We start from the raw sequence: 14767 nt of genomic DNA, 5'->3' as shown, positions 1-14767 counted from the left end.
AAATCCGCCCCCTTGAAAGAGCAGACCGCAGACCCAGCTCAGCGTGCCGCAACATTCCAATAACCCCCAATATTCACAATACCCGTTAGTATAGAGGAAAACAATCTATCGAATAGCTAATGCAACCCTAGTGGATGGTGTCATAACCACTCTTGTGGGTTGGGTAGGACTACGAATGGGCCTGTGGTCCGACGAGCAAGATCGCTTTGTATCAGCTAGTTAATCAGCGTGGCGCCATGAACAGCAATTTTTTGGCATTACCGTGGCTGTTTGTGGCGGCCTCCTCGCCAGTTGGACAGACCCTCTTGCGGAAATCGATCTGAACTCATGGCGCGACCAGGGCATTGCGCAGATCCGTCGCCCTCGCGTCGCGCTCGGAAAGCGGCGCAACGCCGAAACGGCGCTCGATCGTGCGCAGCACGGAGAGGGTGTCGTAGACAGTCTTATCGACGAAGCCCTTCTTGGCGAAGGGAGAGATGATGAGCGTCGGCACGCGGGCTCCCGGGCCGAACCGATCGCGTCGCGGCGGCGCGACGTGATCCCAGAACCCGCCATTTTCGTCGGCCGTGACGATGATCAGCATGTCGGCCCAGTTCGGGCTCTTGCGCAGCCGCGCGACGACATCTCCCACATGGGCGTCGCCGGCCGCGAGAGCGGAATAGTCCGGGTGCCCGTTGAAGACGCCCAGCGGCTTGTAGAAGCTGACCTGCGGCAGCTCGCCCTTGTCGATCGCCTGGAAGAACTCGTCGGCGTCCTTGAGGTGGGCGCGGCCTTCTCGACCTTCGGCGTAATTGGCGAAATAGGCGAACGGCTGATGGTGGGTCTGGAAGGCGTCCGGCTTGTCTTCATACGGCTTAAGGCGGCCTTCGATGACATCGCGCCACCCGCCGGCGTACCAAGCCCAAGTTACGTTCTTCTCCGTCAGCCGGTCGCCAATCGTCGGCGCGTGCGCCGGCGGAAGCCGCTCCTGCGCTTCCGTCTTGTCATGCTTGGAAATGGCGTTCCCTGGCTGGAGCGTGCCGATCGCCTCCAAGTCGATCGTCAGTCGGCCAAACCGCTTATGCCGCGGCGGACCGTCAAGCACGCTTGCCGGCGAATCCTCTTCGCGCTCGCGAATCGTGAGTTCGGCGCCCTGCGAATCCTTGATCGCCGCGAGCTTTGGCAGAAATTTCTTTCTGGTCGCCTCCACCGGATTGTCGAAGGTCGGCGCGCAACCGCAGATCAGGAAGAAATGATTGAGCATCGAGCCGCCGAACGCCGCATGGAAAAAATGGTCGGCGAGCGTGAATTCCTTGGCGAGCGCCCACTGCTTGAGCTCTGAACCGTCGTAATAGCCCATGACAAGCGCGCCAGCGTTCGACGCCTCGACGAATCGGTCCATTTTTCCGCCGTCGATCTGCTCCTGCTCGAGATAGAAATCATGGACCGGATCCATGGTGCGTCCATCGATGTCGACGAAGGGCTCGAGACGAAAGGGCGCGTTCGGCAAGCGCCGCGGAAAGCGATCGTCGGCGCGCGGACGCGGCAGCGCGGTCAGCGGCCGTCCATCAAAATCCACTTGTGGCGGGTGCTGCGCCGAGTTGACGCCCTCGGCGCCGGGAAACAGCCCGAACACATGATCGAAGCTGCGATTCTCGGTGAAAATGACGACGACATGGCCAATTCGCGCGAAAGGATCTTGCTGTTCCTGCGCCGCGGCGCAGGCGCAGGCCGCTGTCGCACAAATGGCGAGCGAGATTACGAATCGTCCGACGGCTTTCATTGACAGGCGTTCTCCGCGCGGCGCTGCGCCGCGCGGAGAATTTAATTGGCGACGCCGCACCATTTGTGACGGCGCCGTCTTCTTTTCAATTTAACGGGCCCTTCGCTCAAGCCCGCTTACTGCGGAAGCGGCGTGTCCTTGGTGCGTGGCGGCAGCACCGGATAGACCGCCTTAGGCTGGTCGCCATTCAGAGTCCCGAGGAATGCGACGATCGCCTTGATGTCCGGATCGGAGAGATTTTCGCCGAGCTGGTCTTTGGCCATCAGGTCGACCGCCTCTTCCAGGGTCCAGACAGAGCCGGTGTGGAAGTAAGGCGCGCGCAGAGCCACGTTGCGCAGCGGCGCAGAGCGGAAGACGAAGTCGTCCGCTACGTCATTGGTGACCTTGGAGCGGCCCTTGTCGGCGACGGGCATGATTTCGACGCTCGGCTTTTGAGCGACGCCGAAGGGGAAATAGCCGTTGCCGCCGATGTTGACGCCGCCGTGACAAGCGGCGCAGCCCTTGTCGATGAAAAGACGCAGGCCTTTTTTCTCGACGTCATTGAGCGCGTTGACGTCGCCCTTCAGGAACTTGTCGAATGGCGCATTTGGCGTCGTCAGCGTCGCCTCAAAAGCCTCGATGGCCTTCGCCATGTTGTCGAAGCTGACCGGCTTCGGGTCGGCCGGAAAGGCGGCCTTGAACTCCGCGACATAGGCCGGCATGCTGTTCAGCATCTTTTCGACCTGCGCCGGCGTGTTGTTCATTTCGACGTCGGCCTGAACCGGGCCTTTCGCTTGCGCCTTAAGGTCGACGGCGCGCCCGTCCCAAAATTGCGCGACGTTGAATACGGCGTTGAGAACTGTCGGCGCGCGGCGCGGTCCTTTCGCCCATCCGTGGCCGATCGACGTCGGGCCGGCGTCAACGCCGCCGGTTCCGAGATTGTGACAGCTGTTGCAGCTGATGATCTGACTCTTCGAAAGTCGCGGATCGAAAAAGAGCTTGCTGCCGAGGTCGATCTTGGCGGGCGTGATCTCGTTATTCTTGACGACGCTCGCGACGCTCGCGGCGTCGATCGGCTTGAAGACCGCGTTGGCGTCGGCGCGCAAATCGCCCGCGACGGCCATGGCCGGCGCCAGCAGAGTCGCTGCGAGCGCGGCGAACCTGGTCAAATACATCCCTTACTCCTGCAGTTGATTTTGCGGAGGCGCTGTTTCGCGCCGCGAGGAAGGCCTCTCTGCGGACCTCAGCTACCACAGCCACGCTGGCGGCGGAAGGGCGCCTGGGGAGTGACCTCTTTAAAAACAATCCAGTGTAGCATGAACACGACCAGAAGACCGTAGCACCAGAACGGAACGCCAAGCACAGGCCAAGCAGGAGATCGTGCGGTTTATTGCGCCACTTTAATGCAATGCACAATCATTACTCGCCATGACGGAATATTCGTCCGGCGAGTTCTTTGACGGCTGTGCCGAGCGTCACAGGCATGACTTGCCCTGCCGCTAAAAGCAGAGCAAACTTAACGTGAAAACAAAGCCGGCGAGAAGCCGAGCGGTCGCGGAGGGGCTCATGGCGCGCGTTCCTAAGTTTCGCAAATCCGTTGAGACGGCGCTTGTTGCGCTTCCGCTTGCGGCGCTGCTCGCCGCCGGCGGCTGGGCGAGGGCCGAGCCGCTCGGCCTGCCAAAAGTCCCGGTTCCGGCGGACAATCCGCAGTCGCCGGAAAAGATCGCGCTCGGCGACAAGCTGTTCCATGACGCGCGCTTCTCGATCGACGGCACGGTGAGCTGCTCGACCTGTCATAACGACAAAAAAGCTTTCACGGACAGTCCGTTGCGGGTTTCCGAGGGTCACCACAAGCTGACCGGCACGCGCAACGCCCCGTCGGTCATCAACGCGGCCTTTTACACCTCGCAGTTCTGGGACGGGCGCTCGATCTCGCTGGAGGATCAGTCGCAGCACCCGATGGTCAACCCCGTCGAAATGGGGCTGCCCGATCACGAGCCGGTGCTCAAGATCGTTCGCGAAGATCCCGCCTATGTCGACGGTTTCAAGAAGGCGTTCGGCAAGAGCGGTCGAGACGTGACGATGGACGACGTCAAAAAGGCGATCGCGAGCTTCGAGCGCACGGTCATCTCGGGCGATTCGCCCTTCGACAAATGGTATTTCGGCGGCGACCGCAACGCCATCAGCGATCAGGCCAAGCGCGGCTTCGAGCTTTATGTCGGCCAGGGACGGTGTATCTCCTGCCATGTCATCGAACAGACGCAGGCGCTCTTCACCGACAATCGGTTCCACAATATCGGCGTCGGCATCAACCGCATCCAAAACGACGTGCCGCGCCTCGCCGCCGAATTCCTCAAGGCCAAAGCGGCTGGCGCCTCCGTCGACAAGACGGTGCTCGCCGATCCGAAGGTCTCCGAACTCGGCCGCTTCGCCGTCACAAATTCCTTCGACGAAATCGGCGCCTTCAAAACCACGACGCTGCGCAATATCGCAATGACCGCGCCTTATATGCATGACGGTTCGCTCAAAACGCTCAAAGACGTGGTCAAGCATTACAACGAGGGCGGAAAGAGCCCCGGCGATCCGACGCCGATCAATCCCTATCTCTCCGGCGGCATTCGGCCGCTGGATTTGAAGGATCAGCAGATCGACGACCTCGTCGCCTTCCTGGAGACGCTGACGAGTCCCGCCTATGTGACGGCGCAGACAAAATAACAGCGAGAAAAGCGCAGGAGAAAACAAGCGGCGTCGTCACGAGAGCGCGAAGTCGCGAGGGAGGATAGAAATGACCAGACTCATCACCCGACGCAGCGTGATCGCCGCCGGCGCCGCCGCTGGAACGCTCACGACCCTGCCGATCTCCATGGTGCGCCTCGCCTTCGGCGGAACGCGCGAGGATTTCAGCTTCACTTATATTTCCGATTCGCACATTCAGCAGATCAAAGGCGCGAGCTTCGTGCGCAACTGGGACATGGGCCTGAAGCGCGCCGTCGCCGAGGCCAATCTCATCCTCCCTGAAGCCGATTTCGTCATGTTCGGCGGCGATCTCGCGCAGCTCGGCAAGAAGGAGGAGCTCGATCACGGCGGCGAAATGCTTTCGCATGTGAAGGGCAAGCTCCACTGCGTCATGGGCGAGCATGACTATTATCTCGACCTCGGCGAGTATTGGTCAAAGCTCTATGGTCCGCAGTGGTACAGCTTCGACCACAAGGGCGTCCATTTCGTCGTCTTGAATTCGATTCTCACGACGGATGAATGGACGTTTCATCGGTGGCCGACGGCCGAGCAGCGCATGCTCGAGATGGCCGGCCTCGACAATCCCAACGGTTCGCCGTTCATGGTCGGCGAAAAGCAGCGCGCCTGGCTCAAGGATGATCTCAGCAAAGTGTCCAAGGACACGCCGCTCATCGTCTTCTCGCATTCGCCGCTGCAGAAGATTTACAAGGGCTGGAATTTCTGGACCGACGACGCCGAGCAGGTGCAGGAGCTGTTGCAGCCGTTCAAGACCGTCAATGTGATCTACGGCCATGTGCACCAGATCCAGTACAATCAGATCGGCAACATCGCCTTCAATGCGGTGATGGCGACGGCCTGGCCCTGGCCATATCCCGACACTTATGCGCAAGCTGGCGCGCATGTTCCTGTGCTGACGGTTCCGATGAACCGCGCTGACCCCTTCTTCGAACGCGACGCCACAGGCTGGCAGATGATCGACGTCAACTCCGGCCGCGTCACCGCGCGCTATCAGCTGTGGGACAACCAGGAGCGCGTCGTCGGCTACGATCCGAAGCTCGGAAAGCCTGTCGACAAGAAATATCAAGAGGCGATCGTCCGCAAGGCGCCGCAACTGCATTACTAGTCGAGGAGAATGACGATGCGCCGCTTTACGATTGCGCTTGTTTTGGGCGCTGTGCTGCTTTCGCCGGCAACGCTCGCCGACGAATTTACGACGACGGACGTCGACCGCTGGCAGGGCGAATTTGATTCCGTCGCGAAGAAAGGCCGGGAGCTTTGGACCAGCGGAGCCGTCGGCACGAACGGCGTGGCCTGCGCGCAGTGCCATCCCAACGCCGCCAACACCCATCCGGAGACTTACCCGAAATTCCAAAAGCAGCTCGGCAAGGTCGCGCAGCTGTTCGAAATGGTGAACTGGTGTATCAGAAACCCGCTGCAGGGAGCCGCGCTTCCGGCCGACGATCCGAAGATGACGGCGCTCGTCGCTTATATTCATAAGGAGCGCAAGGGAGTCGCGATCGACGCCGGCAAGCACTGACCCAAATTCGCGGCCGGCTGGAACCATCTCGCCGGCCGCACGTTTGCATACGGTTTATTTCAAAGCGCACGCGCCTTTAGCGCGACCGCCAGCAAGAGATATTGAATATGGTTCAGGAACTCATCGATCGTATTTACGAATGCTCCTTCGCGCCGGACATGTGGCCCGACGTGCTCGACGAGCTTTCACATCTTGCCGAGGCGCAGGGCGGCGTGCTGTTCGCGGCGCGCGAAAAAGTCTCCCGCTGGACGGCGTCTCCGGCGATCTGCGAACATGTCGAGAACTTCATGCGCGGCGACTGGCTGAGCAACTGCACGCGCGGCGGCAGGCTGTTCAGTCGCCGCCATCCGGGATTCCTTACCGACGACGACGTCTATACGGCGGAGGAGCTTGAGCGCGACACCAACTATAGCGACTTCCTGCGGCCACGCGGGCTGGGGTTCAGCGCGGCGACGGCGATCTCGCTGCCCACCGGCGACACTGGCATCATCTGCCTCGAACGCGCGCATAACCGCGGACCGGTCGAGCCGTCCGTCATCCGCAAGCTCGACGAATTGCGGCCTCACCTTGCGCGCGCCGCCTTCCTCGCCACCCGTCTGCAACTCGAGCGCGCGCGCGTCGCCGGCGAAACCTTCGCGCTCATCGGCCTTCCGGCGCTCGTGCTTGACGAAGACGGGCGCGTCATCTCCGCCAATGACCCGAGCAATGCGCTGAACAAATACGTCCGCTGGCGCGCCCATGACCGCGTGTCGCTCGTCGACGCCTCCGCCGACGGGCTGCTGCGTCAGGCGATGGACACGCTCGACGACGATCTCGTCGGCGCGCCGAAATCCTTCGCCGCCCGGGCTGGCGAAGACGAAAGCCCAATGATCGCCAATCTGGTGCCGATCCGCGGCGCGGCGCGCGACATTTTCGTGCGTTGCGCGGCGGTTCTGGTGATGACCCCGGTGGGTTCGCCGCAGGCGCCGGCGATCGAATTGGTTCAGTCCCTCTATGACCTCACGCCGGCCGAGGCGCGCGTCGCGCGCGGACTTGTCACGGGCAAGACGCTCGAGGAAATCGCCACCGAGCAGTCCGTGTCGCGCAACACCGTGCGCACGCATCTGCGCGGCGTGATGGAGAAAACCGGATGCAACCGTCAGGCGGAGGTGGTCGCGCTCCTGGGTGGACTCGCCCCGCTCAACCCGCCAAAGGGCGAATAAGCGTATACATTTGATTTCAAGCAATTGAGGGGTCGGCCTCATCCGTTTGGATGATGCCGGCCCCTTTCTTTCGTCTTAACGTTTTCTCGAACGTCGGGGGGGCGGACGAAATTGCCGCGGACGCTTCAGTAACTCGGGGTTCGATACTACGCGCTCAATTTTCAGCCTGCCTTTTGAGCCCGGCTCTTTCAGCAGCCCTTTTGAGCTTAAATTTGGAGGGTCTTCGCGAGGCCCTCTGTTCGCCCACGTCAGCTTAAGGGCGCACCATCAGAGATCGACACATGTGATCGGGAGGGAAGCGCTCGAAAATCAAAATATTGGAGCAGGTTCTCATCGAAAAAGTCTGTCAACTTTTTCGGAACCTGCTCTCGACGAATACTTGAGCCACGCTTCAAAAAAACTGCCGTCATCATCAATTCGAATGACGCGGAGAAGCGATTTTGGTCGTAGTTTTTTTTGTGAACAGTGAGAGGCGCAAGGAGTTGGACGAGCGCATATGCTCTCATTGTTCGCTTATCTGGCGCTCACTTCTCAGGCGAGACTTTTACCAGGATGTTTCCTCCTCGACTTTTCTCCCATCTCTTAGGGGCCGTTGCGCGGCCCCATTTTTTTGCCCGGCGCATTAGACGCCCGTCGGATAGTTCGGGCTCTCGCGGGTGATCGCGACGTCATGCACATGGCTCTCCCGCAATCCGGCGTTGGTGATGCGCACGAACTGTGCACGCTCCTGGAATTCCTTGACCGTCGGCGCGCCCACATAGCCCATCGCCGCGCGCAGGCCGCCCGCGAGCTGGTAGAGAATCGGCGCGATCGGGCCACGATAGGGCACCTGTCCTTCGATGCCCTCAGGAACAAGTTTGAGCTGTTCCTTCACGTCGCCCTGGAAATAGCGGGTCGCCGACCCTGCGGTCATCGCGCCCACTGAACCCATGCCGCGATAGGCCTTGAACGAGCGGCCCTGATACAAAAACACCTCGCCGGGCGACTCCTCGGTTCCAGCGAACAGCGAGCCGATCATGACGACGTCGGCGCCTGCCGCGATCGCCTTGGCGAGGTCGCCGGAATATTTGACGCCGCCGTCGCCGATCACCGGCACGTCGGCTTTGCGCGCTTCGTCCGCGGCCTCCATGATCGCGGTGAGCTGCGGCACGCCGACGCCCGCAACGATGCGCGTCGTGCAGATCGAGCCGGGGCCGATGCCGACTTTGATCGCGTCGGCGCCGGCGCCGATCAGCGCCTTGGCCGCTTCGGCGGTGGCGATGTTGCCGGCGATGATCGAGACCTTGTTCGACGCCTTCTTGACCCGCATCACTTGGTCGATCACTGACTGCGAATGACCATGCGCGGTGTCGATCACCACGCAGTCGACGCCGGCGTCGATGAGCTGAAGCGCGCGCTCGAAGCCGTGGTCGCCGACGGTCGAGGCGGCGGCGACGCGCAGCCGCCCCTCGTGATCCTTGCAGGCGTAGGGATGCTGCGTCGCCTTCTCGATGTCCTTGACGGTGACGAGGCCGACGCAGCGGTAATCCTCGTCGACGACGAGCAGTTTCTCGATGCGATGTTCGTGAAGCAGCCGCTGCGCCTCCGCCTGCCCCACGCCTTCTTGGACCGTGATGAGCTTTTTCGTCATCAGCTCGGCCACGGATTGGCTGCGGTCCTGGGCGAAGCGCACGTCGCGATTGGTGAGAATGCCCACGAGCTTGCCCCTGCCGCCGTCGCTGGCGCGCTCGACGACCGGAATTCCCGAAATGCCGTGGCCCGCCATCAGAGCGAGCGCGTCGGCGAGGGTTTCGTCGGGGAAAATGGTGATCGGGTCGATCACCATGCCGCTTTCGTAGCGCTTGACCTTGCGCACCTCGGCGGCTTGCGCGGCGGGCGACAGGTTCTGGTGGATGACGCCGATGCCGCCCGCCTGCGCCATGGCGATCGCGAGACGCGCCTCGGTGACGGTGTCCATCGCGGCCGAAACGATCGGCAGATTAAGCGTGATCTCGCGCGTCAGCCGGGTCGTGACATCGACGGCGGAGGGCATTACCCGCGAATGGCCGGGCCGCAGCAACACGTCGTCGAAGGTCAATGCCTCGGTCAACGTGACGGGCGATATGGCCATTGGCGCCAACTCCTCTGAGCGGCGATGCAAACGCGTCAGCCGCAGGATGGAAATTTGACGGCCTGCGCCGTCTGGGGTTGGCGCGTGCTCATAGCATTATTCAGGACGAAGGCAAATGACAGGAAATCTCGCCTTGAACAGCCGCAGGACAGAGCCTTCGTGGACGGCTCCGTTTGAGAGTCCGAGTGCGCAGGCCTCGTTGGCGCGCCAGGCGTATGCGCGGTCGGCAGCCGAGAAGGCATCGCTCGCGTGCTGAACGATTTCTTCGATGTATGGCGAACCTCGCGCTGACCTGGCGCCACCATCGACACATATGTCGGCACGCGGACATGATTTTTTGTCGGCGATGCGGACATGATTTTTCGGCGACCCGGAGGCGCGCAACTTCAAGGAACCTTGGCGTCAACGAAGACGCATCCGCGCTCAGGCGGCGGCGCCGGCGCGGTCGGTGTCGAACTGCAGTTTCGCAAGCCGCGCATAAAGGCCGCCGGCGGCGGTCAGACTCGCGTGCGTGCCCTGCTCGACGATGCGTCCTTCGTCGATCACGATGATTCGATCTGCTTCCAACACGGTCGCCAGACGATGGGCGATGACCAGACTCGTGCGCCCCTGCATGACGTCATGCAGCGCCGCCTGCACCAAAGCCTCGTTCTCGGCGTCGAGCGCCGAAGTGGCTTCGTCCAGGAGCAGCACCGGCGCGTCGGCGAGAATTGCGCGCGCGATGGCGAGGCGCTGGCGCTGCCCGCCAGAAAGCGTGATGCCGCGCTCGCCGAGCAGCGTGTCGTAGCCCATCGGCAGCGCCATGATGAAGTCGTGCGCTTGAGCGCGCTTCGCCGCGGCGACGATCTTCCCGCTCGACGCGTCGTCACGGCCGTAGGCGATATTTTCGGCGACGGAGAGCCCGAAGATCACCGGATCCTGCGGAGCGAGCGCGATCGCCCTGCGCAGCGCCACAGGATCAAGATCGCGCAGGTCGACCCCGTCCAGAGTAATGGAGCCGGAGTCGACGTCGTAGAAGCGAAGGAGCAACGCAAAGGTTGTCGATTTGCCCGCGCCGGACGGCCCGACCAGCGCGACGCGCTCGCCGGGCGCGACGACGAGCGAGAAATCCTGCAGCGCAGCCTTCTCTGGCGCCGTCGCATAGGCGAAGCGCACATGATCGAAGGCGATGCGTCCCCGCCAGCGCGCGGGCGGCGGCGTCGGCCGCGCCGGGGCCACGATGCGCGGTTGAATGGCAAGAATTTCGGCGATGCGGCCCGCCGCGCCGGCGGCGGCGGAGAGCTCGCTCCAGGTCTGCGTGAGCTCGCCGAGCGAGCTTGCGCCAAGCACCGCATAGAGAACGAACTGGGACAGAACGCCCGACGTCATGTGTCCGGCGAGCACGTCCTGGGCTCCCAACCAGAGCACGCCGACCACGCTCGTGAAGACGACGAGAATGGCTCCGGCGGTCACGAAGGCGCGAAGCAGCGTCGCCGCCTGCGCCGCGTCATAGGCGGCCACCACCGCGCGCGTGAATCGCGCCGTCGTCGACGCCTGCGCGCCGTTCGCCTGCATGGCGCGCACGGCCGAGAGATTTTCCCCGGCATAGGCGGAAGCCTGCGCGAGCGTGTCCTGAGCGGAGCGGGAGCGTCGGCGCACGGCCCGGCCCGACGCGATGAGCGGCAGAACGATGATCGGGATGGCCGCGAGCGTCATACCGGCAAGCTTGGGGCTCGTCGCCACCATCATGATGATTGCGCCGAAGAACATGAAGAGATTGCGCAGCGCGACCGACGCCGATGAGCCAAAGGCGGATTTCAGCTGCGTCGTGTCGGCGGTCAGCCGCGAGAGAAGCTCGCCCGTTTTCGCGGTGTCGTAGAAAGCGGCGTCGAGCGCTGTGAGGTGTTTGAAGAGATCGGCGCGCAGGTCGGCGACCACATGTTCGCCGAGCGTCATGACGAAATAGTAGCGTGTGCCCGACGCGATCGCGAGCGTCGCGGCGACTGCGATCATTGCGCCGAAATAGGCGTTCACCGCGCCGGCGCTGTCGGCCGAAAAGCCGTGGTCGATCATGCCGCGCACGGCGAGCGGCAAGGTGAGAGTCGCGCCCGCCGCCATGAGGAGCGCGACAAAGGCGAACGCGATCGTTCGCTTGTAGCGCAGCGCATAGGGCAGCAAGGGCCGAAGCGGAGAGAGTGTCGCTTTCAAACCGCGATCCGGTTTGCGCGCCACGGGATCGACGGAATCGACGTCAGCGTTCTTTTTTGTCATCGGCTGGGGGTATAGCGTCCGTGTTCGACGAAAACGAATTGAAGCGGGCGCTTCGCGACCGAAACCGACGCAGAAGCGCGTCGAAATCGAAATTTCTTTTTCCCTCTTGAGCGGCTATAATCGTATAAACAGCGAAGCATTATATCTATCATTTGGTTACATGCGCGACATCCTGTCGCACACGCAATTGACTCAGCGCCAACTTGTGCTAACCTCCCGCCTGCGTCGAAATGACGCGCCCATGGGATGAGAATGCGCCGGCGGACAAGGCGCGACTCAGGGAACGAAAATAAGAGGAGTGAAGAACGATGGCTCAGAAAGAACTCGAAATCACCACGAACACCTACATCTTCGCTGGCATCGGCGCCGTGATCCTCGGCGGTCTCGCCTCTGTCGCGCTTGGCGGCATTCCGAACACGATCGCGGCGGCTGTCGTCGGCGCTCTGGCTGGCGGCTGCCTCGGACTCTTCTTCTAGATTCAAGCGACATAGCGGGGCGCGGAAAGTTTCGGCCTTCCGCCCCCGACGCGAAGCCGGCAGTCGTAAAGACTGCTGGCTTCTCTTTTTGGGCCGTTCCTTCGGATCCTTTAAAGTGACGCCGTCGTCGCGCTCGCCGGCCAGATTTCTCGAGCGCGTTCGCGCAGAACATATTTGCGAATCTTCCCTGTCGAGGTCTTCGGCAACTCGCAAAAGACGACGTGGCGCGGGCATTTGAAATGGGCCAGATGCTGGCGCGTCCAATCGATCAACTCCTCCGCGCTCGCCTGTTCGCCATCCTTCAGCTCGACGAAGGCGCAAGGCGTTTCACCCCATTTGTCGTCAGGGGCGGCGACCACCGCGGCGGCTCGCACCTTGGGATGGCGAAACAGCGCGTCTTCCACTTCGATCGAGGAAATATTTTCGCCGCCCGAAATAATGATGTCCTTCGAACGGTCCTTCAGCTGGATATATCCGTCGGGATGGCGCACGCCAAGATCGCCTGAATGAAACCAGCCGCCGTGGAAGGCTTTCTCCGAGGCGCTCTTGTTCTTCAGATAGCCCTTCATGACGACGTTGCCGCGGAACATGACCTCGCCCATCGTCGCGCCGTCGCGCGGCACCGGCTGCATGGTGTCGGGGTCAATCACGTCGAGATTTTCAAGAACGAGATAGCGCACGCCTTGGCGCGCCTTCATCTGCGCCTGCGCGGCGCTGTCCAGCGAATCCCAGTCGTCGTGCCATTCATTGACGGCGGCGGGGCCATAGGTTTCGGTCAGTCCATAAAGATGCGTGACTTCGAATCCGGCCGCTTTCATGCCGGCGAGAACCGCCTGCGGCGGCGGCGCGGCGGCGGTAAAGAAGCGCGCGGTTCGCGTCAGCGGCTTCTTTTCCGAATCAGTCGCGTTGAGCAGCGTCGACATGACGATGGGCGCGCCGCACAGATGCGTGACGCCGTGCTCCGCCATCAACTCGTAGATGTGGCCCGCGCGCACTTGCCTTAGACAGACATGGGTTCCGGCGTTGACCGAAATCGACCAAGGGAAACACCAGCCGTTGCAATGGAACATCGGCAGCGTCCACAGATAGACCGGGTGGCGGCCCATGTCGCCGGTGAGGACATTGCCAAGCGCGGTCAGATAGGCGCCGCGATGATGATAAACGACGCCTTTCGGATCGCCCGTCGTTCCGGAGGTGTAATTGAGCGAGATCGCGTCCCATTCGTCCTCCGGCGGCGACCATTGATAATCGGCGTCGCCCGAGTTCAGGAACTCCTCATATTCGACGGAGCCCAACCGCTCCCCGGGCCCGTCATATTCCGGATCGCTGTAGTCGATGATCACGGGCTTCGCCTTCGCGAGCGAGAGCGCCTCGCGAATGACGTCCGAGAACTCCCGATCGACGATCAGCGCCTTCGTCTCGGCATGGTCGAGCGTGAAGGCGAGGATCGAAGCGTCAAGCCGCGTATTCAGCGTGTTAAGCACCGCGCCCATCATCGGAACGCCATAGTGGCATTCAAGCATCGCCGGCGTGTTCGCGAGCATGACGGAGATTGTGTCGCCGCGACCAAGCCCCGCCTTCTCCAGCGCGCTCGCGAGCCGCAGGCTGCGGGCGTAAAAATCGCGATAATTGCGCCGCAGCTGGCCGTGCGCGATCGCGATGCGTTCGGGAAAGACGGCTGCGGCGCGCTCCAGAAAGGTGATCGGAGTCAGCGGCTGGAAATTGGCGGGATTTCGTCCGAGGTCGCGATCATAAGGCGAGTTGGTCATCCGGAGAGTCCAAAGGTTCGCCAGCGAGAATGGGATCACGGCGAAAGCGACCTCGCCAGCGCGATATGCGTAACGTCCGCGCGGCTAAGCTCTGTGTGAAAGATACGCGCGAGCTACCGGTTGATCAATCGGCGCTCGCGCGAAGACCAGCGTCGTTACTCGCCGAAATCGACATCCTTGAGCCGTCCGAATACGCGGTCGGCGTCGAAATTATCTTCATCGTCCGGCGGCGCCGCTGGCTTGGCCTTGCCGAAGACGTCCTCGGTCGTGGACGGCTCGGGCCGCGGACTGGTGGTGACGCTTGCAGGCACCAGCGTCTGGCCATGATCCTCCACGGTCGCCGGCTTGTCCTTCGCCGCGCGATTGACCTCAAAGTCGAGATCGATCTGCGAGCAAAGCCCGAGCGTCACCGGGTCCATCGGCGTCAGCGCCGCGGAATTCCAGTGGGTGCGCTCGCGGATCGCCTTCAGCGTCGTCTTTGTAGTGCCGACGAGACGCATGACCTGGGCGTCCTTCAGCTCCGGATGATTGCGCACGAGCCACAGAATCGCATTCGGACGGTCCTGACGGCGCGAGAGGGGCGTATAGCGCGGCCCGCGCGCCTTCTTGACCTCCGGCACGACGACCTTGGAGACGGAGAGATGGAGGCGATGGCCCGGATTTTTCTCGGCCTTTTCGATCTCCTCGCGCGTGAGTTGCCCGGAGGTGATCGGATCATGGCCGCGAATCCCAGCCGCGACCTCGCCGTCGGCGATGCCCTTCACCTCGAGCGGATGCAGTTTGCAGAAATCGGCGATCTGATCGAACGTCAACGATGTATTTTCGACGAGCCAAACGGCCGTGGCCTTCGGCATCAGCGGGGCGTTGCCCATCTGCAAACTCCTTGATCAGGCATGGGGGCGACGTCTGGCGCCGCGCCGCCCGGCGCCAGCGACCCACAGAACGA

General features: G+C 62.2%; 11 protein-coding genes. 5 read left to right on the top strand and 6 right to left on the bottom strand.

Translation table 11 applies throughout. The annotated features are described in order from the left end of the window. Positions 1 to 325: 325 nt before the first annotated feature. Positions 326 to 1762, bottom strand: a complete 1437-nt coding sequence (acpA, locus tag ACR65W_RS20970) for an acid phosphatase (protein WP_434499992.1) — start codon at positions 1760 to 1762, stop codon at positions 326 to 328. Positions 1763 to 1878: 116 nt separating this feature from the next. After that, complete coding sequence (locus ACR65W_RS20965; RefSeq protein ID WP_434499991.1) at positions 1879 to 2916, bottom strand: cytochrome-c peroxidase; 1038 nt, start codon at positions 2914 to 2916, stop codon at positions 1879 to 1881. Positions 2917 to 3307: 391 nt separating this feature from the next. Here ACR65W_RS20965 and ACR65W_RS20960 point away from each other — a divergent pair, with 391 nt between their 5' ends. From ACR65W_RS20960 to ACR65W_RS20945, 4 genes are all read left to right on the top strand, one after another. Next, positions 3308 to 4456 carry a cytochrome-c peroxidase gene (locus ACR65W_RS20960; protein WP_434499990.1) on the top strand — a complete coding sequence of 383 codons (1149 nt, stop codon included), beginning with the start codon at positions 3308 to 3310 and terminating at the stop codon, positions 4454 to 4456. Positions 4457 to 4526: 70 nt separating this feature from the next. Continuing rightward, the gene (locus tag ACR65W_RS20955; RefSeq protein WP_434499988.1) at positions 4527 to 5600 is read left to right on the top strand and encodes a metallophosphoesterase family protein; all 1074 of its coding nucleotides are present in this window, start codon (positions 4527 to 4529) and stop codon (positions 5598 to 5600) included. A gap of 15 nt (positions 5601 to 5615) precedes the next feature. Further along, positions 5616 to 6014: a c-type cytochrome gene (locus tag ACR65W_RS20950; RefSeq protein WP_434499987.1), complete on the top strand. Its 399-nt coding sequence runs from the start codon at positions 5616 to 5618 to the stop codon at positions 6012 to 6014. A gap of 107 nt (positions 6015 to 6121) precedes the next feature. Then, positions 6122 to 7216, top strand: coding sequence for a helix-turn-helix transcriptional regulator (locus ACR65W_RS20945; protein WP_434499986.1), 1095 nt, complete (start codon positions 6122 to 6124; stop codon positions 7214 to 7216). Positions 7217 to 7838: 622 nt separating this feature from the next. Here ACR65W_RS20945 and guaB read toward each other — a convergent pair. After that, entirely contained in the window at positions 7839 to 9326 is a 1488-nt protein-coding gene (gene guaB, locus ACR65W_RS20940; protein WP_175095083.1) for an IMP dehydrogenase, read from the bottom strand. Between the two features lie 423 nt (positions 9327 to 9749). Further along, positions 9750 to 11576, bottom strand: a complete 1827-nt coding sequence (locus tag ACR65W_RS20935; RefSeq protein ID WP_434499985.1) for an ABC transporter transmembrane domain-containing protein — start codon at positions 11574 to 11576, stop codon at positions 9750 to 9752. 308 nt (positions 11577 to 11884) lie between these two features. Between ACR65W_RS20935 and ACR65W_RS20930 the strand changes: the two genes are divergently transcribed. Next, positions 11885 to 12052: a hypothetical protein gene (locus ACR65W_RS20930; RefSeq protein WP_018408675.1), complete on the top strand. Its 168-nt coding sequence runs from the start codon at positions 11885 to 11887 to the stop codon at positions 12050 to 12052. A gap of 110 nt (positions 12053 to 12162) precedes the next feature. Here ACR65W_RS20930 and ACR65W_RS20925 read toward each other — a convergent pair whose 3' ends face one another. Both ACR65W_RS20925 and ACR65W_RS20920 read right to left on the bottom strand, forming a co-directional pair. Then, positions 12163 to 13821, bottom strand: coding sequence for an acyl-CoA synthetase (locus tag ACR65W_RS20925; protein WP_434503103.1), 1659 nt, complete (start codon positions 13819 to 13821; stop codon positions 12163 to 12165). 155 nt (positions 13822 to 13976) lie between these two features. Beyond that, the gene (locus tag ACR65W_RS20920) at positions 13977 to 14693 is read right to left on the bottom strand and encodes a DUF1013 domain-containing protein (RefSeq protein ID WP_434500548.1); all 717 of its coding nucleotides are present in this window, start codon (positions 14691 to 14693) and stop codon (positions 13977 to 13979) included. Positions 14694 to 14767: the final 74 nt, after the last annotated feature.

It is taken from the genome of Methylocystis sp. (assembly GCF_051062815.1).
Taxonomy (GTDB): domain Bacteria; phylum Pseudomonadota; class Alphaproteobacteria; order Rhizobiales; family Beijerinckiaceae; genus Methylocystis.
Note: the sequence above shows the minus strand (reverse complement) of the source record. Positions and strands in the feature narration are given on the sequence as shown.